The sequence below is a fragment of the Arthrobacter sp. UYEF36 genome (assembly GCF_040547025.1).
Classification (GTDB): Bacteria; Actinomycetota; Actinomycetes; order Actinomycetales; family Micrococcaceae; genus Arthrobacter.
Genome location: NZ_JBEPOX010000001.1, coordinates 599,757 through 622,720 on the forward strand (window position 1 = coordinate 599,757; position 22,964 = coordinate 622,720).

Annotated in this window: 20 protein-coding genes and 2 pseudogenes; 15 read left to right on the forward strand and 7 right to left on the reverse strand. The window is 66.8% G+C overall.

Annotated features, from left to right (window positions below; translation table 11 throughout):
* Nucleotides 1-210: 210 nt before the first annotated feature.
* The 7 genes from ABIB29_RS02850 (at nt 211) to ABIB29_RS02880 (ending at nt 7,836) form a co-directional block, all read left to right on the forward strand.
* Nucleotides 211-1,548: a hemolysin family protein gene (locus ABIB29_RS02850; RefSeq protein WP_354169846.1), complete on the forward strand. Its 1,338-nt coding sequence runs from the start codon at nt 211-213 to the stop codon at nt 1,546-1,548.
* Nucleotides 1,545-2,609 carry a hemolysin family protein gene (locus ABIB29_RS02855; RefSeq protein WP_354169848.1) on the forward strand — a complete coding sequence of 355 codons (1,065 nt, stop codon included), beginning with the start codon at nt 1,545-1,547 and terminating at the stop codon, nt 2,607-2,609. Before ABIB29_RS02850 ends, ABIB29_RS02855 begins: the two co-directional genes overlap by 4 nt.
* A 92-nt stretch (nt 2,610-2,701) precedes the next feature.
* Nucleotides 2,702-3,661 carry a metal ABC transporter solute-binding protein, Zn/Mn family gene (locus ABIB29_RS02860; RefSeq protein ID WP_354169850.1) on the forward strand — a complete coding sequence of 320 codons (960 nt, stop codon included), beginning with the start codon at nt 2,702-2,704 and terminating at the stop codon, nt 3,659-3,661.
* A gap of 132 nt (nt 3,662-3,793) precedes the next feature.
* The gene (locus ABIB29_RS02865; RefSeq protein ID WP_354169852.1) at nt 3,794-4,609 is read left to right on the forward strand and encodes a metal ABC transporter ATP-binding protein; all 816 of its coding nucleotides are present in this window, start codon (nt 3,794-3,796) and stop codon (nt 4,607-4,609) included.
* Nucleotides 4,610-5,500, forward strand: a complete 891-nt coding sequence (locus ABIB29_RS02870) for a metal ABC transporter permease (protein ID WP_354169854.1) — start codon at nt 4,610-4,612, stop codon at nt 5,498-5,500.
* An 81-nt stretch (nt 5,501-5,581) separates the two neighbouring features.
* The gene (locus ABIB29_RS02875) at nt 5,582-6,211 is read left to right on the forward strand and encodes a TetR/AcrR family transcriptional regulator (RefSeq protein WP_354169856.1); all 630 of its coding nucleotides are present in this window, start codon (nt 5,582-5,584) and stop codon (nt 6,209-6,211) included.
* Nucleotides 6,208-7,836, forward strand: a complete 1,629-nt coding sequence (locus tag ABIB29_RS02880) for an MDR family MFS transporter (protein ID WP_354169858.1) — start codon at nt 6,208-6,210, stop codon at nt 7,834-7,836. Before ABIB29_RS02875 ends, ABIB29_RS02880 begins: the two co-directional genes overlap by 4 nt.
* Here the strand turns inward: ABIB29_RS02880 and ABIB29_RS02885 are convergent.
* Nucleotides 7,833-8,291 (reverse strand): Fur family transcriptional regulator, encoded by a 459-nt coding sequence (locus ABIB29_RS02885; protein WP_354169860.1) that lies wholly within the window; start codon nt 8,289-8,291, stop codon nt 7,833-7,835. The two genes, ABIB29_RS02880 and ABIB29_RS02885, sit on opposite strands and share 4 nt — an antisense overlap.
* Nucleotides 8,292-8,395: 104 nt before the next feature.
* Between ABIB29_RS02885 and ABIB29_RS02890 the strand changes: the two genes are divergently transcribed.
* Nucleotides 8,396-9,052, forward strand: coding sequence for an MBL fold metallo-hydrolase (locus tag ABIB29_RS02890; protein ID WP_354169862.1), 657 nt, complete (start codon nt 8,396-8,398; stop codon nt 9,050-9,052).
* 13 nt (nt 9,053-9,065) lie between these two features.
* Here ABIB29_RS02890 and ABIB29_RS02895 read toward each other — a convergent pair whose 3' ends face one another.
* Nucleotides 9,066-10,154 carry a PLP-dependent cysteine synthase family protein gene (locus ABIB29_RS02895; protein WP_354169864.1) on the reverse strand — a complete coding sequence of 363 codons (1,089 nt, stop codon included), beginning with the start codon at nt 10,152-10,154 and terminating at the stop codon, nt 9,066-9,068.
* A 48-nt stretch (nt 10,155-10,202) separates the two neighbouring features.
* On the opposite strand from ABIB29_RS02895, the gene ABIB29_RS02900 reads away from it, so the two are divergent.
* Nucleotides 10,203-11,075, forward strand: coding sequence for a sulfurtransferase (locus ABIB29_RS02900; RefSeq protein WP_354169865.1), 873 nt, complete (start codon nt 10,203-10,205; stop codon nt 11,073-11,075).
* A gap of 87 nt (nt 11,076-11,162) precedes the next feature.
* Here the strand turns inward: ABIB29_RS02900 and ABIB29_RS02905 are convergent, their stop codons facing one another.
* Both ABIB29_RS02905 and ABIB29_RS02910 read right to left on the reverse strand, forming a co-directional pair.
* Nucleotides 11,163-12,653: an HNH endonuclease gene (locus tag ABIB29_RS02905; RefSeq protein ID WP_354170293.1), complete on the reverse strand. Its 1,491-nt coding sequence runs from the start codon at nt 12,651-12,653 to the stop codon at nt 11,163-11,165.
* 217 nt (nt 12,654-12,870) lie between these two features.
* Nucleotides 12,871-13,569 (reverse strand): helix-turn-helix transcriptional regulator, encoded by a 699-nt coding sequence (locus ABIB29_RS02910; RefSeq protein ID WP_354169867.1) that lies wholly within the window; start codon nt 13,567-13,569, stop codon nt 12,871-12,873.
* 73 nt (nt 13,570-13,642) lie between these two features.
* Between ABIB29_RS02910 and ABIB29_RS02915 the strand changes: the two genes are divergently transcribed.
* From ABIB29_RS02915 to ABIB29_RS02935, 5 genes and pseudogenes are all read left to right on the forward strand, one after another.
* Nucleotides 13,643-14,374 (forward strand): alpha/beta fold hydrolase, encoded by a 732-nt coding sequence (locus ABIB29_RS02915; protein ID WP_354169869.1) that lies wholly within the window; start codon nt 13,643-13,645, stop codon nt 14,372-14,374.
* 67 nt (nt 14,375-14,441) lie between these two features.
* Nucleotides 14,442-14,588 (forward strand): annotated as a pseudogene (locus tag ABIB29_RS02920) (helix-turn-helix domain-containing protein); the annotation flags it as partial.
* A gap of 85 nt (nt 14,589-14,673) precedes the next feature.
* Nucleotides 14,674-15,588, forward strand: a pseudogene (locus ABIB29_RS02925) (IS481 family transposase); the annotation flags it as partial.
* A gap of 29 nt (nt 15,589-15,617) precedes the next feature.
* A complete protein-coding gene (locus tag ABIB29_RS02930; protein ID WP_354169871.1) occupies nt 15,618-16,775 on the forward strand; it encodes an NAD(P)-dependent alcohol dehydrogenase in 1,158 nt (385 codons plus the stop codon).
* Nucleotides 16,772-17,200, forward strand: coding sequence for an HIT family protein (locus ABIB29_RS02935; RefSeq protein ID WP_354169873.1), 429 nt, complete (start codon nt 16,772-16,774; stop codon nt 17,198-17,200). Before ABIB29_RS02930 ends, ABIB29_RS02935 begins: the two co-directional genes overlap by 4 nt.
* Nucleotides 17,201-17,250: 50 nt before the next feature.
* Here ABIB29_RS02935 and hrpA read toward each other — a convergent pair whose 3' ends face one another.
* Nucleotides 17,251-21,279, reverse strand: coding sequence for an ATP-dependent RNA helicase HrpA (gene hrpA, locus ABIB29_RS02940; RefSeq protein ID WP_354169875.1), 4,029 nt, complete (start codon nt 21,277-21,279; stop codon nt 17,251-17,253).
* Between the two features lie 120 nt (nt 21,280-21,399).
* Entirely contained in the window at nt 21,400-21,567 is a 168-nt protein-coding gene (locus ABIB29_RS02945) for a hypothetical protein (protein ID WP_354169877.1), read from the reverse strand.
* A 93-nt stretch (nt 21,568-21,660) separates the two neighbouring features.
* Between ABIB29_RS02945 and ABIB29_RS02950 the strand changes: the two genes are divergently transcribed.
* Nucleotides 21,661-22,629 carry a GlxA family transcriptional regulator gene (locus ABIB29_RS02950; protein ID WP_354169879.1) on the forward strand — a complete coding sequence of 323 codons (969 nt, stop codon included), beginning with the start codon at nt 21,661-21,663 and terminating at the stop codon, nt 22,627-22,629.
* On the opposite strand, the gene ABIB29_RS02955 is transcribed toward ABIB29_RS02950, so the two are convergent.
* Complete coding sequence (locus ABIB29_RS02955; RefSeq protein ID WP_354169881.1) at nt 22,626-22,928, reverse strand: protealysin inhibitor emfourin; 303 nt, start codon at nt 22,926-22,928, stop codon at nt 22,626-22,628. The genes ABIB29_RS02950 and ABIB29_RS02955 overlap by 4 nt on opposite strands.
* Between the last annotated feature and the right edge of the window lie 36 nt (nt 22,929-22,964).

Genomic DNA, 22,964 nt, shown 5'->3' on the forward strand with positions numbered 1-22,964 from the left:
AAACCCCGAACACGCGCCCATCATTCTCCGGCGGCACACCAGCCAAGTGCCTTTCAGAAAACAGGGTCCTGCCAGGAAGCAGGGTCGGCCTCGGCTGACCATCCTCCGCCGGGCAGCCAGTCCCGGCACCCGGACACCCGATACCCGGACACCCGATACCCCGGCAACCAGGCACCACGCCGCCCCGCCGGCCCGGAAGCGGGCCGCTAAATGGAGTGGCTTCTTCTCGGAGCAGGCCTGCTGCTCATCCTCGGTACCGGCTTCTTCGTAGCCGTTGAGTTTTCCCTCGTGGCCCTTGACCAGGCCACGGTCCAGCGGACGGTGGATGACGGTGATACTGCCGCCGCGCCCCTGCTCAAATGCCTCAAGTCCCTGTCCACGCAGCTCTCCAGCTGCCAGCTGGGCATCACCATCACCACCCTGCTCACCGGCTACGTCATGGAGCCATCGGTGGGCAAACTGCTGGAAGGCCCACTGGGCACCCTTGGCCTGCCGGAAGCCGCAGTTTCCTCCGTCTCGCTGGTCCTGGCGATGGCCTTCGCGACCCTCCTGTCCATGCTGATCGGCGAGCTGGTGCCGAAGAACATGGCCATTGCGCTGTCGTTCCAGGTCGGCAAGGCGCTGGCCCGTCCGCAGCTGATCTTCACGGCAATCTTCAAACCCGCCATTGTGGTGCTCAACGGCTTCTCCAACAAGGTGCTTAATATCTTCGGACTGGAGGCCAAGGAAGAGATATCGGGCGCGCGGACTCCGGCCGAGCTGGCCTCCCTTGTGCGCCGTTCGGCGGCGATGGGTACCCTCGACGCCGGGACCGCCAACTTCATCGCCCGGACCCTCAAGTTCTCGGGCCGCACGGCGGCGGACGTCATGACGCCCCGCATCCGGGTCGAGACCATCGATGGCGACCAGCCGGTCTCCGACATTGTGGAAGCCGCACGCCGCACCGGTTATTCACGTTTCCCGGTGATCGGGGAATCCTCGGACGACATCCGCGGCGTGGTGCACATCAAGAAGGCCATCGCCGTTCCCTCGGACCGGCGCGCCAAGCTGGAGGCCGGTGCCATCATGACGGACGTGCTCCGGGTTCCGGAAACCATTCACCTGGACGCCCTGCTGGCCGAATTACGCGAAGGCAACCTGCAGCTGGCCGTGGTCCTGGATGAGTACGGCGGCACCGCCGGCATCGCCACCCTGGAGGACCTCGTGGAGGAAATCGTCGGGGAAGTGGCCGATGAACACGACAAGGTCCGCCCGGGACTGCTGCAGAGCGCTTCGGGGGACTGGTACTTCCCGGGCCTGCTTCGCCCCGATGAGCTCTCCGAACAGATCCCGGGCCTGACCGTGCCCGACGAGTCTGCCTACGAAACGGTGGGAGGCTACGTCATGAGCAAGTTGGGCCGGATCGCAGCGGTGGGGGACACCGTCGACGTCGCAGGCGGCACCTTGGCCGTCACCCGCATGGACGGACGCAGGATTGACCGGATTTGCTTCAAACCCGTCCGGGTGCACCACGGGGAGCACTCCAACGGCCAGGTCGGTGCGGCATGAGCGACTGGGCCGGCATTCTCTGGCTTGTGGTGCTGCTGCTCGGCAACGCCTTCTTTGTTGGTGCGGAATTCGCGGTCATGTCCGCCCGCCGGAGCCAGATCGAGCCGCTCGCCGAGGCAGGATCCAAGCGCGCGCAAACCACTTTGCGCGCCATGGAAAACGTCTCGCTGATGCTCGCCTGCGCGCAGCTCGGGATCACCGTCTGCTCGCTGCTGATCCTGCAGGTGGCCGAACCGGCGATCCACCACTTGATGGCTGTGCCGCTGGAGGCGGTCGGCATCCCGGTGGAGATCGCCGACATTGTGGCCTTCGCCGTCGCCCTGCTGCTGGTCACCTTCCTGCACGTCACCATCGGCGAGATGGTCCCGAAGAACATTTCGGTTTCCGTGGCGGACAAGGCAGCGCTGCTGCTGGCCCCGCCGCTGATGTTCATCGCCCGGCTGGTGAAGCCGGTGATCGTGGCGCTCAACTGGTCAGCTAACCACATCCTCAAACTGATGCGGATCGAGCCGAAGGACGAGGTCACCTCCTCCTTCACGCTCGAGGAAGTCCAGTCGATCGTGCAGGAATCCACCCGCCACGGGCTCGTGGACGACGACGCCGGACTCATCACCGGTGCGTTGGAGTTCTCGGAACACACCGCGTCGGACGTGATGGTTCCGCTCGACAAGCTCGTCATGATGAAGTCGAACACCACCCCGGTGGAGTTCGAGAAGGCCGTGAGCCGCACCGGCTTCTCCCGCTTCCCGATGCTTGACGACGCCGGGATGCTTTCCGGCTACCTGCACATCAAGGACGTGCTCTCCATCCCCGACGCGGCGTACCACCAGCCGATTGCGGAGAGCCACATCCGGTCGCTGGCGAACCTGGCGATGGACGACGAAATCGAGAAAGCCATGTCCGTCATGCAGCGGACCGGATCGCACCTGGCCCGTGTGATCGGCCCGGACGGCCTCACCCAGGGCGTCCTGTTCCTGGAAGACGTCATCGAGCAGCTCGTCGGCGAGATCCGGGATGCCACCCAGGCCACCGGCTACCGGAGACTCGGCCAGGACCGGTAGCTGCCGGTGTATCCCTAAATAGGAATCATTCCTATTTAGGGATACACTCGAGCTATTGCTCCTGATTCTCAATAACAGATCCGAGGTTTCCCGTGCACCGTCCCGCTGCCCGTGCCATCGTCGCCGCCCTTGCTGGCGCCACCCTGCTGCTGACGGCGTGCGCCCCGACGTCGGGAAGTTCGCCGGACGGCGCCGGCGACGGAATCGTCGAGGTCGTTGCCTCCACCAGCGTCTACGGGGACATTGTCAGCACCATCGGCGCAGACAAGGTGCGCGTCAATTCCATCATGACGCGCACCAGCCAGGACCCGCACTCCTACGAGGCCACCACGCAGGACAAGCTGGCGGTATCAAAAGCCGAGTTGGTGGTCGAAAACGGCGGCGGTTACGACAGTTTCCTCGATAAGCTCGTGGACGACACGGGACTGGACCACGGCAAAGTGCTCAATGCCGTGGAGCTTTCCGGGCTGGCCCCGGAAGAGACTGCAGGCGCGTCCACCGACGCCGACGGCCACGGCCATGAACCTGCCGGCTTTAACGAGCACGTCTGGTACAGCCTGCCGGCCATGGCCCGGCTGGCTGACGCCGTCGCGGCCAAGCTCGGCGAGCTCGAGCCGTCCTCCGCTGAGACCTTCCGCAGCAACGCCGCGGCCTTCAAGGATTCTCTCGGCAGCCTCGAAGCCGAGCTGGCTGGAATCAAGGCCTCCGCCGGTGCGGCGCCTGTCGCCGTGACGGAACCGGTGCCGCTCTATCTGCTCGATGCCGCAGGCCTGGAAAACCAGACCCCGGACGATTACACCGCCGCGATCGAAGAAGACACCGACGTCCCGCCCGCCGCGCTCAAGGCCACCACCGACCTGATGGGGTCGGGCAGCATCAGGCTGCTGGCCTACAACCAGCAGACCGAAGGCCCGCAAACGCTCGCCGTCAAGGATGCGGCAGCAGCTGCCGGGGTCCCGGTGGTGAACTTCAGCGAGACCCTGCCCGAGGGCAAGTCCTACCTGCAATGGATGACAGACAATGTCGAGAACATCGGCAAGGCGCTGGCCTAAGATTAGCGGGACAGCGTGACCTGACTGCGTAGTAAGACCGACCAGCCAGGCAGCCCTGCCAGACCGTCCAGCCAGACGCTCCTGGCGCAGAGTGCGAGCCAGAGGCTTGTGCAGAATTCGAGGAAAGCCAAGTTGACACCCGTAGTGAGCCTCCGTGGAGCCTCCCTCGCGTTCGGTAAACGCACGCTGTGGGAGGGCCTGGATCTGGACATTAACCCGGGTGAATTCTTCGCAGTACTCGGCCCCAATGGCAGTGGGAAAACGACGTTCCTCAAGGTGTTGCTTGGACTGCAGGAGCTGAGCTCCGGCTCGGCCTTGCTCGCGGGCCGGCCCGTGGAGCGGGGCAATCGGGGGATCGGCTATGTTCCGCAGCAGAAGTCCTTCGACCCTGACACGCCGCTGCGCGCCCGCGACCTCGTGGGGCTCGGCGTCGACGGCCACCGCTGGGGGCTCCGGCTCGGCGGGGCGAAAGTAAACCGCAGAATCGATGAGCTGCTTGAGTTGGTGGGAGCCGCCGATTACGCAAAGGTCCCCGTCGGCCAGCTGTCCGGCGGCGAGCAGCAGCGGTTGCGGGTGGCCCAGGCTCTGGCCGCCGACCCCCAGGTGCTGCTCTGCGACGAGCCCCTGCTGTCCCTGGATCTGCAGCACCAGCAGGCGGTCAGTGCCCTGATCAACAAACAATGCCACGACCAAAACAGTGCCGTAGTGTTCGTAACGCATGAGATCAACCCGATCATGGACTATGTGGACCGGGTGTTGTACCTGGCCGGCGGACGGTTCCGGGTGGGCCCGCCGGAGGAGGTCATGACCACGGAAGTCCTGTCCGATCTTTACGGCAGTCACGTCGAAGTGATCAACGCCAACGGACGGCTGATCGTCGTCGGACTGCCGGATGCCACGACGCATCACCACGAGGACGCCCATGCGGTGGCGGGGGAGGTGGGCTAGATGGATCTGGACAGCCTCCTCAATTCAATCTTCAACTTCGAAAACTACGGCGAGTTGCTTGCGCTGGTGCAGAATTCCCTCTGGGCGGGTGCGGTGCTGGGCCTGCTCGGCGGTTTGATCGGAACCTTCGTGATGAAGCGGGACCTGGCCTTCGCCGTCCATGGGATCTCCGAGCTCTCCTTTGCCGGCGCGGCCTTTGCCCTGCTCATCGGGGTGGACATCGTCCTGGGCTCCCTGGTGGGATCCGTCGTGGCGGCGCTGCTGCTGGGCCTGCTGGGCGTCCGCGCCCGCGACAAGAACTCGATCATCGGCGTCATCATGCCGTTCGGGCTGGGCCTGGGCATCCTGTTCCTGTCCCTGTATGAGGGGCGCGCCGCCAATAAGTTCGGCCTGCTCACCGGCCAGATCGTGTCCGTCGGAACCGTCCAGCTCCAGGTCCTGGCCAGCGCCGCCGTCGTGGTGATGATTGCCCTGGTGGCGATCTGGCGCCCGCTGACCTTCGCCAGCGTGGATCCCGACGTCGCCTCGGCCCGCGGTGTGCCCGTGCGGGCTCTTTCTATCGGGTTTATGCTGCTGCTCGGCGTCAGTGTGGCGCTCTCCATCCAGATCGTCGGCGCCCTGCTGGTGCTGGCGCTGCTGATCACCCCCGCGGCGGCGGCCATGCGGGTGACGTCTTCACCCCGGCTGGTGGTGATCCTCAGTGTGGCGTTCGCCATGACGGCCACCGTCGGCGGCATCCTGCTGGCCCTCGGCGGCCGGATCCCCATCAGCCCGTACGTGACCACCCTGTCCTTCCTGATCTACGTCGTCTGCCGGGTGACCGGCGGGGTCCGGGCTAAGCGCGGCCTGAACGGCCGGGTGCTGCGCGGCGCAGGGCTGCCGGCCACCTGACTGGCCCCGCACCCGACGGCTTAGTTGCATCAATGCAAGTATGCATTTGTGCAATGATTGCAGTCGTGCAATATTTAACCCATGACTACCGCTTCTTCGCTGCCCCTGCGTGAGCGCAAAAAAGCCGAAACCTGGACGGCCCTCCATGAGGCGGCCGCATCCCTTGCCCTGCAGCACGGCGTCGACCAGACCACGGTGGAGGCCATCGCCTCCCGTGCCGGCGTCTCCGCGCGGACCTTCTTCAACTATTTCCAGGTGAAGGAAGACGCGATTCTGGGGTTGCGTGAACCCGTCCTGGACGAGGAACAGCTGTCCCGGATCTCCACCACCGCCGACGATTTGGTCGGGCAGGTTTCGCGACTGCTGGTGACCGTCGCCGGGACAGCGATCGGAGGGACCGACCGCGCCCGGCGCCGCCAGCTGATTGCGCGCTATCCCCAACTGGGTCGCCGCCATATGGATTACATGGTCAAGGCCGAGAGCCTCGTCTGCCAGGGCATCTCCGGCGTACTGGCCCAGGATCCCGTCTGGGCGGCCGGCGCCGAAGGCTTCAGCCTGGAGGAAGCCGCGCGCATGCTGGTCATGATCGCCGGAGTCCCCATCCGCTTTGATCTCACCTCCCCTGATTTTGACCCCGTCGAGGGTATCTCCCCGGAGACCCTGGGGCCGTCGCTGGCCCTGCTCCACCATTTACTAAGGAAGATTTCATGACCAAGCACGCAGTCCCCGCGGCGGAACCGGCCGAAGGCAAGCAGCACATGGTGCTGCTCTTCGTGGGCCTGATGCTCTCGATGCTCCTGGCGGCCCTGAACCAGACCGTGCTCAGCACGGCCCTGCCCACCATCGTGGGCGAACTCCACGGCGTCAGCGACATGCTCTGGGTCATCACCGCCTTCATTCTCGCCTCCACCATCACCATGCCCATCTACGGCAAACTCGGTGACCTGATGGGACGCAAGGCCCTGCTGATGGCCGCCATCATCCTGTTCATGATCGGGTCCGTCATAGGCGGCCTGGCAAACGACATGGGTGTGCTGATCACCGCGAGGGTGGTCCAGGGACTTGGCGGCGGCGGTTTGATGATCCTCTCGCAGGCGGTCATCGCCGACGTCGTACCGGCGCGCGAACGCGGCAAATACATGGGGATGATGGGCGGGGTCTTCGCCATTGCTTCCGTTGCCGGTCCACTGCTGGGCGGCTGGTTTACCGAAGGGCCCGGCTGGCGCTGGGTGTTCTGGATCAACATCCCCCTGGGCCTGCTCGCGCTGGCCGGCGCGGTGTTCTTCCTCAAGCTTCCGAAGCACAGCGGCAAGCCGCGCCTGGACCTCGGCGGGATGGTGCTGCTCGCGATCGCAACGACCTGCCTGGTGCTGTTCGCCACCTGGGGCGGAAGCAAGTACGAGTGGAGCGACCCCGTGATCCTGGCGCTGATCGCCGGAACCGTTCTGAGTGCTGTCGCCTTCGTCCTGGTGGAGCGCCGCACGGCCGAGCCGATCATCCCGCTGCACCTGTTCAAGGACCGCAACTTTAATCTTGCGACGGTCGCCGGCCTGCTGATCGGCGTGGCGATGTTCGGCGCCATCGGCTACCTGCCGACCTACCTCCAGATGGCATTCAGCGTCAACGCCACCGAATCCGGGCTGCTGATGATCCCGATGATGGGCGCCCTGCTGGTTGCCTCAGTGGTCTCCGGGCAGATGGTCAGCCGCACCGGCCGCTACAAGTGGATGCCGATCGCCGGCGGCGTGCTGGTCGCTGTCGCCCTTGTGCTGCTCTCCACCCTCACGCCGGGAGCGCCGCTCTGGGAAATCTGCGCCTATCTGGCCGTGATGGGCCTGGGTCTGGGGCTGAGCATGCAGATCATGGTGCTCATCGTGCAGAACTCCTTCCCGCTGCGCGAAGTGGGTACCGCAACGGCGTCGAACAACTTTTTCCGGCAGATCGGCGCCACCCTCGGCTCCGCAGTGGTGGGAAGCCTCTTCGCGAGCCGGCTGGCCGAACTGCTCGCCGAGCGCCTCCCGGCCACTGCAACCGGGGGCGGCACACCGGGAGGATCGAACTCGCTGACTCCGGCGGTGGTCAGCCAGCTGCCTGCGCCGATCAAGGAGGCGATCATTTCCTCCTACAACGACGCGCTGACACCCATCTTCATCTGGATGGTCCCGCTGGCCGTGGTTGCCGCCGTGCTGATGTGCTTCGTCAAGCAAAAGCCGCTGGCCACCGCCATTGAGCACGACGTTCTGTCCGAATCCATTTCGGAGGGGAACATCCTGATCACCACCGACGACGCCGACGACGACGGGGCCCTTGTTCCGTCCAGCAGGGCCAGGAACTAGCCGGCAGCCCGGGCCGTGCAGTCCGGGCACAGCCCGAAGATCTCCACCGTGTGTTCCACCGAGGTGAAGCCGTGCTCGGTTGCCGTCCGTGCTGCCCAGGCCTCGACCGCGGGGGCCTCGACCTCGACGGCCTTGCCGCAACTGCGGCACAGCAGATGGTGGTGATGGCCGGTGACGGCGCAACGCCGGTACACGGCCTCGCCGTCGGCATTCCGAAGGACGTCCACCAGACCCTCGTCCGCGAGGGACTGCAGAATCCGGTAGGAGGTGGCGAGGGACACCGAGGTGCCGCGGTCCTGCAGAATGCGGTGCAGTTCCTGGGTGCTGACGAAGTCCGTCAGCTCGTCGAGGACGGCGCTGACCGCGAGGCGCTGCTTGGTGACACGCTGCTCCTTGGCCGCGGCAGGAGCCGGCACCGTGGCCCGGCTGCCGTCGGCTATGGCGCCTTGGGACATCGTGGAACTCGCTTCACTGTGGTCTCGATACGGGTTGGTGGCAAGGTCCCAGATTACCAGCCGGGCGCGTGGACACCGCCGGTGCGGAACCCTAGGCTGGCCCGATGAAGCTGACGAAGTTCACGCATGCCTGTGTCCGGCTCGAGAAGGACGGCAAGGTGCTGGTGTTCGATCCGGGGAACTTCTCCGAGACGGACCAGGCCCTCGCCGGCGCCGACGCCGTGCTGATCACCCACGAACATGCCGACCACATCGACGTCGACGCCGTGGCGGCCGCCCTGTTGGCCGGCACGTCCCTGCAGCTGCATGCGCCGGCCGGTGTCGCGGCGCAACTGCGCGACAAGGCGCCCGGCGCCGGGCCGCGGATTCATGCCGTAGCCCCCGGCGAGGCCTTCGAGGCGGCAGGGTTCTCCGTCCGGTGTTTTGGCGGGCAGCACGCGCTGATTCATCCGCAGATTCCGGTGGTGGCCAATATCGGCTATCTCGTGGACTCCAACGTCTACCACCCCGGCGATTCGTTCATTGTGCCCGACGGGGTGGAGGTCCGGACGCTGCTGGTGCCGATCCACGCACCCTGGAACAAGGTGGGCGAGGTGGTCGACTTCGTGATTGGAGTCCGCGCCCCGAAGGCCTTCCCGATCCACGACGCCCTGCTCAATGACAACGGGCGCGGAATCGTGGAAGGGCATGTGACCCGGTTCGGCGCGAAGTACGGCACCGAATACCGGCACCTCTCCAGTGGGGACAGCGTCGAGGTCTAGGAAACTGGGGCGCCTAGTTCGGCCAGGTCCCGGTGGCGAAGAATTGCCGGATGGTCGCTTCGTGCGGTTCGGGGTCCAGGCCCTGGGACTGAAGCCACTCCGGGTTGTAGTAGTTCCCGGCGTAGCGGTCTCCGCCGTCGCACATCAGCGACACGACACTGCCGCGGCAGCCCTGGGCGATCATCTCCGCGATGAGCTGCCAGACGCCCCACAGGTTGGTGCCGGTGGATGGTCCGGCGTGCAGGCCGGTGTGCTTGAGCAGATGGCGCATCGCTGCCACCGAGGCCGCGTCCGGAACCTGGACCATGTGGTCGATGACCGCAGGGACAAAGCTCGGCTCCAGCCGTGCCCGGCCGATGCCCTCGATCCGCGAGGGCAAACCAGTGGCCCCCGACGCCGCGCCGTCGTCGCGGCACTCCACCCAGCCGGGGTAAAACGCGGAGTTCTCCGGGTCCACGACGGCGAGTTCCGTGTCGTGGCGGTGATACCGGAGGTAACGGCCGATGGTTGCGCTGGTGCCGCCGGTGCCTGCGCCCACCACGATCCAGCGGGGGATCGGGTGCTCTTCCAGGGCAAGTTGGTCGAAGATGGACTCCGCGATGTTGTTGTTGCCCCGCCAGTCCGTGGCCCGCTCGGCGTAGGTGAACTGGTCCATGTAGTGGCCGTTGGTGCGCTGCGCGAGTTCCGCGGCGGCCTCGTAGACTTCCGATGCGTGGTCCACGAGCAGGCAGGAGCCGCCGAACTGTTCGATCAGTGCGATTTTCTCGCGGCTGGTGGTCCGGGCCATCACTGCAATGAATGGCAGCCCCAGCAACTGGGCGAAATAGGCTTCCGACACGGCCGTGCTCCCGCTGGAGGCTTCGACGATGGTGGTGCCTTCCGAGATCCAGCCGTTGACCAGCCCGAAGAGGAACAGCGAGCGGGCCAGGCGGTGCTTCAGGCTGCCGGTCCGGTGCGTTGATTCGTCCTTGAGGTACAGCTGGACGCCCCAGTACTCGGGAAGGGGGACGGAATACAGGTGGGTGTCTGCGGACCTGTTGTTCTCTGCGTTGATTCTGCGGATGGCCTCGTCGGCCCACACTCTGTCCTGCTGTCTGATCACCGCACCAGCCTACCCGCGGCGGCGGATTCCCATGGATAGAGTTGGCGGATGCAGACCCTCATGGATGTAGCCACCTTGAAGGACCGGCTGGACGACGCCGGCAACACTGAACGGCGGACCGTGGTGCTGGATGTGCGCTGGGCGCTCGGCGACCCGCACGGCCGGGAACACTACCTCGCCGGACACCTCCCCGGAGCCGTCTTCGTGGACCTCGCCAACGAACTGGCCGGCCCGGCGGATCCGGCCCGCGGCCGCCATCCACTCCCGACCCAGGAGCAGTTCCAGGCATCCGCCCGCTCCTGGGGCGTCTGCAGCCTCGACGTTGTGGTGGCCTATGACGACAGCGGCAACCTGGCCGCTGCCCGGCTCTGGTGGATGCTGCGGAACGCCGGTCTTGCCGAGATTTACCTGCTCGACGGCGGCCTGGCCGCCTGGCGTGGGGCGGGCTTTGACCTCGAAAGCGGCGAACGGCGAGCGGCGCCCGGGGACGTCGTGCTGACCGGCGCTGCCATGCCCGTGATCGGGTCCGATGAGGCTGCCTCCTGGGGCCGGGAAGGACTTCTGCTGGACGCCCGGGCGGGGGAGCGGTACCGGGGCGAATTCGAGCCGGTGGACCCGCGCGCCGGCCACATCCCGGGAGCCGTGAGCGCCCCCACCACCGGCAACCTCGGTGCGGACGGCAGGTTCCTGTCCCCGGCGGCCTTGCGGGAACGCTTCACCAGTCTCGGAATGCGCACCGGCGTCCCCGCCGCCGTCTACTGCGGCTCCGGCGTCACGGCCGCGCACGAAATTGCGGCCCTCGAAATCGCCGGGTTCCCTGCCGCGCTCTACCCCGGGTCATTCTCGGAATGGTCCAACAATGCCTCGAACCCGGTTGTGACCGGCGATTCCCCCTACGCCGACGGCTCGGCCGCGGACTAGGCGGACGCGAACTAGGCGGACGCGGACTAGGCGGACGTCGAGGGCGGCACGATCGGGGCAGGGCGCCGGCGCTCCTTCGGTATTCGTTCAGGCCGCACGCTGGCTTTGCTGCCGGGCGCGGTGGAGGTCCTTGGCTCTGCGGCGGCGCTGGCGGCGGTGGCCCGGGCTCTTTGCCATGGCAATGTCCAGGTCCAGGACCTGCTCCGCCTCACGGACAGGTGATCCCGGCAGGGGCGGTGCGGTGGAGTGGTAGCTGTGGCCGGTGGGGGTGGTGATGTCGAGGGTGTGTCGGGGGCCGGGGCGTGGCCGGGCGGTCCAGCCGGGGGTTTCTTTGGTGTGGTTGCAGGCTTCGCAGAGCCCTGCACCGTTGCCCTGGGTCGTCGGTCCGCCGCGGTGCCAGGGGATGATGTGGTCGTAGTGGCGGATCGGGGCGTCGCAGTAGGGCGTGCGGCAGGTGTCGTCGCGGGCGGTGAGGAGGCGGCGGAGCCCTGGCGGGAAGAGCCGGGCACGGGAATCCAGCGCGGTGAGCTCCCCGGTGCCGGGGGCGGTGTAGAGCCGGCGCAGCCAGACGTTCAGTGCTTTGCCACCGGCGGGAGGCGCCCCCGGGACCGTGCCGCCGTCGGTGCCGCCGTCCGCAGCGTGGCCGGCGGCAGTGTCGGCAGCAGGGCTGCCGGTCCGGGCAGCTGCTCCGGCCATGCCCGCTCCTTGTGTGCCGGTTCCCGTCGGGTCCTCGTCGTGGCGGGTGAGCAGTTCCCGCGCCCAGCCGGCGGGGACGATGCCGTAACCGGGGAGGCGGGCAGGTTCGCTGGCGCCCTGGAAGAGGGTGCGGTCGGTCATCACGAGCTGGATCTCGATGCCGCTGATCCCGCCGGCTTTTCCGGTGGTGCGTTCGACCAGGGCATCGGCCATGAGCTGCCCGCGGGTCCGGGGGTCCCCGGACCCGCGGAGGGTGTCGGCGTGCCGGGTCAGGGCCGCGTGCACGGCCACACCGGCCGCGACGGGCAACAAAGCCGTCAAATAGCACATGGTGTCCGGGGCCGGGCGGAGGCTGACGTGCCGTTCGGTGGCGGCGTGGCTTGCGCGCTGGGTGACGGAGCGCGGGTCACGGCGGTAGGCGGCGGCCCGGGCCGCGGCGAGGAGTTGCCGGTCCCCGGCACCGTCGAAGGTCCCGGTGTCGGGCGCGAGTTCCTCGTCGACGGCTGCCCGGTCGGCCGCGGGCAGGCACGCGGTTTCGCGCACGAGGAGGGTGGCGCGCCATTCGTTGAGCTGCCCGCCCTCCAGGGCGGCGAGGGTACGGGGCATTTCGGTGACGAGGGCTTTGGCCAGGCCCAGGAGCCGGCCGCCGCGGGCCGGGGATTCCCGCCGGGCCAGGGCGATCTGCGCGCCGACACCGGAGCCCAGCTCCGCCGCCGGCACCCCGGAGGAGGATTGTTGACGGCGCTGGTCCAGGTCGAACGCGACCGCAAACCTCGCCTGCAGGGCGGCTGCGGCCGACTTCAGGTCCTCGAGATGCCGGAGACCGTCAATCTTCCCCTGGCTGTCCGCGGGCGGCCGGGCGTCAGCCAGGCTGCGGATCATCTCCCTGACCGCCACCCCAAACGCTGCCTCCGAAGCCACATCGGGCCCCTGCTCGCCGTCCATGGAAACAGGCTATCGGGCACCTGCGACATTAAAACCCCGGTTGATTCGCTGCCGGCATTCGCACGAGTTGCCTCTCCGGTTGCCCCGCCAGGGCGCCGGCCACAGCAACGCGGGGTCACCTAGCGGTATTGACCGGAGAGGTTGATTGAGTGGCTCACTCGCCACGACCGGGTACCGGTCTGGCGTTCGCTGGGGGTTCTCCGATCTCGTGGATGGTGTGGCCGCTGCAGGCCGCCTTAGTTACGGTGGCCTGCTCGATGCGCGACACGGTAAACCATCGCATTGCGTCGCGCATTCGGCACCATCCAATTAAGTACCACTGGCCGTTCGTGGAGGCGAACAGCACGGGCTCGACGTCACGGGTGGTCGTGGTCCCGTCTCTCGATGTGTAGCGAATACGGATTACTTGCTGTTCGGCCATCGCCTCCTCCAGAGCCGACTTAACCGCGCGCGAGGACGAGGGAAGCGCGTTGACCCACACACGGCGGGCCAGCTCGTCAGCTCTTGCTCGGGTTCTGGGATCGAGGACGTCCAGGATCTTCTGGATACCGGCTGCTGCCAGATCAGCGTAGGGGGCATCAGACGCAACGGACACAGCCGCCATGAGCGCCACAGCCTGCGCCGGAGACAGGCTGACGGGTGGCAGGGACACGCCGATAGCCAATCCGTAGCCACCGCCCGGACCTGGGCGCGACCATAGGGGCGCACCGCTGTTCTCCAGCGCATCGAGGTCTCTCTTGATTGTGCGCACGGACACCTCGAACTCTCTCGCCAACCGTTCGGCGGAGACCCCCCGCGCGCCACCGCGGCGCAACATCTCTGATAGAGCATGGAGCCGTTCTGCTCGCTTCACTGCTCAGACCCAGGCAAATTCATGACATAAATAGTGACATACCGTTGTCCGTAGGGCCTGCGAGAGTTGTGACATGACAACCACTTTGAGCAGTCCGACCATCATTCTCATCGCCGGCCACTGGCTGGGCGCTTGGGCCTGGGATGAAGTTCTTGAACACCTGAAAACCGACCACCCTCGTGCCATCGCGATGACACTGCCCGGTCTCGATGCGCACGATCCTGAGCGTGCGACTAAAACCCTCGACGCCCAGGCTGAAGCAATCCTGGGCGTCATTACTCAAAACGGTAATCGGCCTGCAATTCTCGTCGCCCACAGTGGGGCTAACGCTCCCGTCAGCATCGTCATGGACCGATACCCTGAGCTTGTCCACCGGGTAGTGTGGGTCGACTCCGGCCCTGTAACGACGGGAAGTGTCTTCGCCCCAGACCTCCCGGAGGAGTTGGAGGAGCTTCCGCTGCCGCCCTTCGACGTCCTTGCACAGCAGGCGAGCCTCGAAGGCCTGAGCGCAGAGGTCCTCGAGCAGTTTCGGGCCCGAGCCGTCCCTGAGCCCGGCCCCGTGCTTCGTCAGCCCATCGAGCTCACCAACGACGCCCGCCGCAAGGTCCGGACGACCTTGGTCTGTTGCTCAATCCCTAGTGCGCAGGTGCTAGAGCTGGCCCAAACCGGTCATCCCATGTTCACCGAAGTCGCGAACCTTGAACACCTCGATGTCATTGACCTCCCGACGGGCCATTGGCCTATGTGGAGCAGTCCCCGCGACCTCGCCAAGGCCATTCAGTCAGAGGCTTCTCGAAACAACTGAACTGCACGCACAACCTGAAAGGGGTCAGCCGAATCCGGCTGGCCCCTTTCCGTCTCTGCGGGAATTCATGACCCACCCAAACGCTGCTCTCACGCCGCGCCACCGGCTAAAGGTCGCCCGCCTCGTCGTCGATGACGGTTGGCCGATCAGCGAAGTTGCCGCCCGATTCCAGGTCTCGTGGCCCACGGTCAAGAGATGGGTCGAGCGGTACCGAGTAGGCCAGTCGATGCAGGACCGATCCTCGCGGCCACACCACTCGCCGAACAAAACCAGCGCGAAGACCAGCCGTCGTTGCATCACCCTTCGTTTGCGTCACCGAGGGGCCCGTTCAGTTGGCTTTCCGTTTGGGGATTGCCCCGTCGACGGTTCACCGCATCCTCACCTCGGTTCACCTGAACCGCCTGTCGCATGTCGACCGTGCTACCGGTGAACCGATCCGTCGATACGAGCACGACCATACCGGGTCAATGATCCATGTAGATGTGAAAAAGCTTGGCAACATCCCCGACGGCGGAGGGTGGCGCTACGTCGGCCGCCGGCAAGGCGAGAAGAACCGCGCCAGGACACCCGGCAAGCCGCGCAACAAACACAGTGACCCACTTCTGGGCTACGCCTACGTCCACACCGTCATCGACGACCATTCCCGCGTCGCCTACGCCGAAATCCGTGATGACGAAACCGCCCAAACTGCCACAGCGGTGCTCGTTCGCGCTGTCGAGTGGTTCAACCAGCGGGGCATCACCGTCGAGCGCGTTCTGTCTGACAACGGTGGCGCCTACCGCTCACAGTTGTGGCGGGACACCTGCGCCGAACTTGAAGTCAAGCACAAGCGCACCCGCCCGTATCGCCCACAGCCGAACGGCAAGATCGAGCGCTTCCACCGCACCCTGGCCGACGGCTGGGCCTACGCCCGCTGCTATACCTCCGAGGCTGAGCGTCGTGGGGAGCTACATGGCTGGCTGCACTACTTCAACCATCACCGACCCCACACCGCATGCGGCAGCCAGCCGCCCTTCTCACGATTGAGCAACGCGGGGTCATTCTGCGCCCATAATGCGCCGCCGGATGGGCCGGGAGTGACCCCGCGTTGCCCACCGTTCCGATGGAGAGCTGCGTACAGATCATCCACCAGTACCTGGCAGCCGGCTTGGATGCGACCACCGCCACGATCAGAGTCGAGCCCGCCTGGGGCCCTGGCGATCCTGATTGGATAAGTCCCGTCACCCGGGGGTAGCGTCGAGTCATGACTCCTGGACGCCCCGTACCACCGCCCCTCGCCAAGCCGCTTCCCGATCTGACCGCGCCGTCCGAGACCACTGGCGGCCCGCGCCTTGCCGCGGCCTACGGCGCGACAGCCAGCGACAGCGGACTGGTTCCCCTGACGGTAGCCCGCCGCGCGCCCAAAGAAGACGACGTCGAGATCGCCATCGAATTCTGCGGACTCTGCCATTCGGACGTCCACGCCACCCGGGGCGAATGGGGAAACCAGAAGTACCCGCTGGTCCCCGGCCACGAAATCGTGGGCCGGGTCAGCCGCGTCGGTTCCGCTGTGGACGACTTCACCCCGGGGGAGCTGGTCGGCGTCGGCTGCCTGGTTGATTCCTGCCGTGAGTGCGACAGCTGCCTCGACGGCCTGGAGCAGTACTGCGAAAACGGCATGACGGGGACCTACGGTTCGAAGGACCGCCGCAACGGGGACGCCATCACACAGGGCGGCTACGCCACGTCCGTCGTCGTGGACCGCCGCTATGTGCTTCACGTCCCGGAAAGCCTTGACCCGGCCGCGGCGGCGCCGCTGCTGTGCGCCGGCGTCACCACGTTCTCGCCGCTGCGCCACTTCGACGTCGAGGAGGGGGACGTCGTCGGCGTCGTGGGCCTGGGCGGACTGGGCCACATGGCCGTCAAGCTGGCCAAGGCGATGGGCGCCGAAGTGAAGGTCTTCACCACGTCGGAGTCCAAAATCGCCGCCGCCCGGGAACTCGGCGCGGACGAGGTCATCCTGTCCCGCGACGAGGCCGCGATGGACGCCGCGAACCGGAGCATTGACGTCATCATCGACACGGTCGCCGCGCCCCACGACCTCAACCCGTACTTCCGCACGTTGCGCGTGGACGGGGCCCTCTTCCAGCTCGGGCTCCCGTCGGAGGACATGCCGCCGGTGAACCCCGGCGCGCTGATCCGGCGCCGGATAGCCTATGCCGGCTCGCTGATCGGCGGGATTGCCGAGACCCAGGAGATGCTGGACTTCTGCGCCGAGCACGGCGTCACCTCGGACGTCGAGGTGGTCCGCGCCGACCAGCTCAATGAAGCCTACGACCGTATGGTGGCCGGCGATGTGAAGTACCGTTTTGTCCTGGACACCAACACCCTCGGAACACCTTCGGAAAGGGCAGACGCATGAGCACTCTCTTCACCAGGATCATCAACGGCGAGATCCCGGGCCGTTTCGTCTGGCGCGAGGACGACGTCGTGGCGTTCCTGACGGCGGGCCCGCTCGCCGACGGGCACACCCTCGTGGTGCCGGCCGAGGAAGTGGACCGCTGGACGGATGCGTCCCCGGAGCTGCTGGCCCGCGTGATGCAGGTGGCCCAGAAGATCGGCGCCGTTCAGGTCGAGGTGTTTGACGCGGCACGCGCGGGCCTCATTGTGGCCGGTTACGAGATCAACCATTTGCACGTCCACGTGTGGCCGTCCAACACCATGGCGGACTTTGATTTCGGCTCGGTGGACCAGAACCCCGATCCCGCACGGCTGGACGCCAACGCCGAGACGCTCCGCGAAGGTCTCCGGAAAGCCGGACACGCGGCCCACGTCCCGGAGGCCTAAGGGCCGCTCCGACCAACCGCAGGCGCTGGCCTGGCTGTCCCCACCGGGCGTCAGGCCGGCGCCAGCGCTTTATTAAGCACAGCACGGATCCGCTTTTCGGAGACGGAATAGGCGGTCCCCAGTTCGACGGCGAAGAGGCTCACCCGGAGCTCCTCGATCATCCAGCGGACCTGGGTTAACTCGGCGCCGGCCCGCCGGCCGGGGAGCAGCGCCGAGACGGCGTCGTCGTAGTCGTCCTCCAGGGCCTGGACCGCGGCCATGTGCTGGGCGTCCCGCTGGACGTTGGTGGGGAGTTTCTCGAGGCGCTTCTCGATCGCGGCAAGGTAGCGCGGCAGTTGGCTGAGCTGGCTGTAGCCCGTGCGTGCCACAAAACCGGGGAACACGAGTTGCCCCAGCTGGCTCTTGATGTCGTTGAGGGCGCTGATCAGGGCCAGGCTTGTGGTTCCCTTGAGCGCCTTCTCGATCCGCCGGGTGCTGGCCAGGATGCGCTCCACGGTGGCGGTGACGGTGAAGACCGTGTCGATCAGTTCGGCGCGGACCTTTTCGTACAGTGCAGTGAAGGACGCCTCGTCCCAGGGCAGTTCGGCCGGGGTGAGCTTGTCGATGGCGGCGAGGGCGCAGTCGGCAATCAGTGCCGTGACGGAACCGTGCGGGTTCTGGCTGAACGTGAGCTTTTCGGTGTTGTTCAGGTGTTCCAGGACGTAGCGGTCCGGCGGCGGCACCTTCAACGCGAGCAGGCGGATGACGCCGCCGCGCATGGCCTGTTCCTGTTCGGAACGCGTCTGGAAGAGCCGCAGGGCCACGGTCTGACCCTCATCCACGAGCGCGGGGTAGCCGGTGACGGTATGCCCCTTCACCGCTCCCTGGACCTGGCGCTGCAGTGTTCCGAAGGACCAGGAGGTCAGCCCCGCCTGCTCGGCGAAACCGGTCGAGGCTGCCGACACCGCGGAAACCGTGGTCCCCGCTGCCGCGCCGTTGGCCTGGGCTGCCGCCTTGCCGTTCGCTTTCCCGTTGGACCGGCCGTTCGCTTGGGGCGCCGTCGTCGCGGGCGTGGCACCCAGCGACTCGGCGATCGCCCGGCGGGTGGCCGGCGCCAGCCGTTCCTGCAGCACTCCGAGGTCCTTGCCCTCGTCCAGCACCTTGCCCCGGGAATCCACGACGCGGAAACTGACCCGCAGATGCGGCGGAACGCCGTCCCAGTTCCACGAATTCGGTGGGATGACCTGGCCGCGGAGCCGGCGCAGGACGAGTTCCAGGGAGGCTTCCAGTTCGTCGGTGGCCGGATCGAAGTCCGCCTCAAGGGCCGCGACCGCCTGCCGGGCGACGTCCGGGGCCGGCACGAAGTTCTTGCGCACGTGCTTGGGCAGCGACTTGATCAGGGCCGTGACCAGCTCCACCCGCTGGCCGGGAATCAGCCAGCGGAACGCCGCGTCGTCGAGCTGGTTCAGGAACAGCACGGGAACCTCGGCGGTGACGCCGTCGGAGGGGTTGGGCGGCGAGCCGGGGGCCACCGGGTGGAACTCGTAGCTCAGCGGCAGCTCAAAGCCCTTGTGCATAAGGGTCTTCGGGTAGGCCGAGTCATCCAGGGCATCCGCGTCTTCGCTGATCAGCAGCGCCTGGTCGAAGTCGAGCAGCGCGGGGTCCTGCTGCCGTGCCTCCTTCCACCATTTGTCGAAGTGCCGCTCGGACACGACATCCCTGCCGATCCGGGCGTCGTAGAACTCGAAGAGTGTCTCGTCGTCCACCAGGATGTCCCGGCGCCGCATCCGCGCCTCGAGCTCCTCAACCTCGTGGAGGAGTGCCCGGTTGCGGTGGAAGAACTTGTGGTGGGTCTGCCAGTCGCCCTCGACCAGGGCATGCCGGATGAACAGCTCCCGGCAGAGCTCGGGATCCACCTTGCCGTAGTTGATCCGGCGGCTCGGAATGATGGGAACGCCGTACAGTGTGACCTTCTCGTGGGCCATCACCGAGCCCATCTTCTTGGACCAGTGCGGTTCGCTGTAGCTGCGCTTGACCAGGTCCGGCGCCACCTGCTCGACCCAGAGTGGATCGAATCTCGCGGCCACCCGGGCCCACAGCCGGCTCGTCTCCACGAGTTCGGCGGCCATAACAAACGTGGGGGACTTCTTGAACAGGGCCGAGCCCGGGAAGATCGCGAAGCGGCTGCCGCGGGCGCCGGCGTACTCGCGCTTGCGCTCGTCAAGGATGCCCACGTGGCTCAGCAGGCCCGAGAGCAGGCTGATGTGGATCCCTTCATGGTTGCCCACCGGATCCGCCAGGCGCTTGTTGTCGAGGCTGATGCCAAGCGGCCGGGCCAGCTGGCGCAGCTGCGCAAACAGGTCCTGCCACTCGCGGACGCGCAGGTAGTTGATGAACTCGGCGCGGCACAGCCGCCGGAAGGCTGTGGAGGAGAGCTCCTGCTGCTTCTCCTGGATGTAGTTCCAGAGGTTCAGGAAGCCGGTGAAGTCCGAGTTCTCGTCCCGGAAGCGCGCGTGCTTCTCCGCGGCGAGCTGCTGCTTGTCGGTTGGGCGCTCGCGCGGGTCCTGGATGGTGAGCGCGGCGGCGAGGATCATGACCTCGCGGACGCAGCCGCGCTTGCCGGACTCGACGATCATCCGGCCGAGCCTCGGGTCCACGGGAAGCTGGGCAAGCTGCTGCCCGACGGCGGTCAGCCCGCCGCCGTTTCTTCCTGCGTTCCTGCCGTTGGCCAGTCGGCGGCCGGGGCGTCCGTCGCCGTCGCCCGTCTCCTCCTGCGGACGCGCGGCGCTCAGGGCGCCCAGTTCCCGCAGCAGGGTGACGCCGTCGTTGATGGCGCGGGAGTCCGGCGGCTCCACAAACGGGAATTTTTCAACGTCCTTCGGGCCGCGGGCGACGCCCATCGCGGTCATCTGGAGGATGACGGCGGCGAGGTTGGTGCGCAGGATTTCGGGATCGGTGTACGGCGGCCGGGACTCGAAGTCATCCTCCGAGTACAGCCGGATGGCGATGCCGTCGGAGACGCGGCCGCAGCGGCCGGAGCGCTGGTTCGCGGACGCCTGCGAAACCCGCTCGATCGGCAAGCGCTGGACCTTGGTGCGGTGCGAGTACCGCGAGATGCGGGCGGTGCCGGTGTCAATGACGTACTTGATGCCGGGAACCGTCAGGGAGGTCTCGGCGACGTTGGTGGCGAGCACGATCCTGCGCTTGCTGCCGGGATGGAAGACCTTGTGCTGTTCCTGCAGGCTCAGCCGAGCGAAGAGCGGGAGTACCTCGGTGCCGGCCAGCTTTCGGTTGGACTGGATCCTGCCGTTGAGGGCCTCGGCGGCGTCGCGGATTTCGCGTTCGCCGGAGAAGAAGATCAGAATGTCGCCGGGCGCCTCCTGCGCAAGTTCGTCGACGGCGTCGCAGACGGCGTCCAGCGGATCGCGGTCCTCTTCCAGCTCGTCGTCGGAGGCCGCGACTGCATCGTCACCGGCGGCGCCGCCGGCCGGCTGTGACAGCGGCCGGTAGCGGATCTCGACCGGGTAGGTGCGTCCGGAGACTTCGATGATCGGAGACGGCTCCTCTTCGCTGCCGAAATGCTTGGCGAAGCGCTGCGGATCGATCGTGGCCGAGGTGATGATGATTTTCAGGTCCGGCCGCTGCGGCAGGATCCGCTTGAGATACCCGAGGATGAAGTCGATGTTGAGGCTGCGCTCATGCGCCTCGTCGATGATGATGGCGTTGTACTTACGCAGCAGCTTGTCGCGCTGGATCTCGGCCAGCAGGATGCCGTCCGTCATGAGCTTGACCTTGGTGTTGCGGCTGACCTCTCCGGTGAAGCGGACCTGGAAGCCGACTTCCTGGCCGATCTCGACGCCGAGTTCCTCCGCGATGCGTTCCGCGACCGTGCGGGCGGCCAGCCGGCGCGGCTGCGTGTGGCCGATCAGCCCGTTCTCGCCCAGGCCAAGCTCCAGGCACATCTTCGGAATCTGGGTCGTCTTACCGGAGCCGGTCTCGCCGGCGATGATGGTCACTTGGTTGGCCGCGATGGCGGCCATCAGGTCCTCGCGGCGCTCGGAGACCGGCAGCTCGGCGGGGTAGGAGATATGCAGTGTCATGGCTGCACACAGTCTACTGGGAACTGTCCGCACGGCGGTTGCGGGACAAAAGTAGTGCCCGGTCCCTGTCGGGGCCGGGCAGCGGGTGTTCCGGGTGAGCGTGATCGGGTCTGCCGGGGTTCAGAAGATCCGGAAGGTGTAGTTGGTGCTGGGCAGGTCCAGCGCGGACCAGTAGTCCTCCGAGCGGACCGGCGGGTTGTGGCCGAGCCCGTCCTTGCGGAGTGCTGCGACGGTGGCGGCGAGGCCGACGACGATGAGAACGATAAAGGCGATTCCGATGAGTTCCATACCTCCATGGTTCTCCGGTCGGGGAAGCAAAAGAAGTGGCAGAAATGCCCAAAAAGCTCTAATTTCTGCCACTGTTTCTGCCAGAATGGAGACATGATCAAAACAGTGGCGCTGATCGTGGTTCCCAACTTCGCGATCTTCGAGTTCGGGACCGCGTTTGAGGTCTTTGGCGTGGACCGGTCGGACCGGGGGACCGGCGTGCCGGCCTTCGATTTCCGGGTCTGCACCCCCGTGCCGGGCGACGTCCCGATGAAGTCCGGGCTGTCCCTGCACGTGGGGCTTGGACTGGAGGCCGCGGCGGACGCGGACCTGGTGATCATGGCTCCCTACGGCAGGGACGAGGACGTCCCCGAATCCGTCCTGCACGCCCTGCGGGCCGCCCACGCCCGCGGCGCCTGGGTCATGTCCATCTGTTCCGGGGCGTTTGCCCTGGCCCGGGCCGGGCTGCTGGACGGCCGCCGCTGCACCACGCACTGGCACTACTCCCAGGAGCTCGCCAACCGGTACCCTGCTGCATTGGTGGACGAGAACGTCCTCTACGTCGAGGACAGCCGGATCATCACGAGCGCGGGCACGGCCGCGGGCATCGACGCCTGCCTGCACCTGGTCCGGTTGGAGTTCGGTGCCAACGTGGCGGCGGCCATCGCCAGGGACATGGTGGTTCCGCCGCACCGCGACGGCGGCCAGGCCCAGTTCATCGACCGGCCCATCCCGGCCTGCGGCTCCGAACCCATGGAGGAACTGCTGCAGTGGATGGTGCGGCATCTGGGGGAGGACCATTCGGTCAACGAGCTCGCCGCGCGTGTCCACATGTCGCCCCGGACCTTCGCCCGGCGCTTCCGCTCCGAGACAGGTGCGACCCCGGCGGCCTGGTTCAACTCACAGCGGGTGCTGCGGGCCCAGGAACTGCTCGAGACCACGGACCTGAACATCGACGAAATCGCCCGCGAATCCGGCTTCGGCCATTCAGTGCTGTTGCGGCACCACTTCGCCAAGGTGCTGGACACCAGCCCGCAGTCCTACCGCCGCACCTTCCGCGGACACCTGGCCGCCGCAGTCTAACCGCGGCCGGGCGGCGGCGGAGGCTCGGCCGCCGCTTTGGCCGTCTCGACGAGATCCCGCCAGGGGCCGGTGACGGCCTGTTCGGGCAGCGTGACGCGGTGCTGTCCGGCCCGGATGTTGTAGAGGAACCGGTCCGGCGCACCGGCGGCGGCACCCCGGCCGGACGTGGGGACGGCGTCCCACGGGCAGGCCTCAATCAGGGGCTGCCAGAGGTCTGTATCCTCCGGGGGCGTGGGCTGCACGGTCCACGTCCGCTTCATGCCGGCCATGCCGCCGCTGCGCTGGACAGTGATTTTCATCGGTCTCGCATCGTCAGGAGACGGTAACGTCCATGG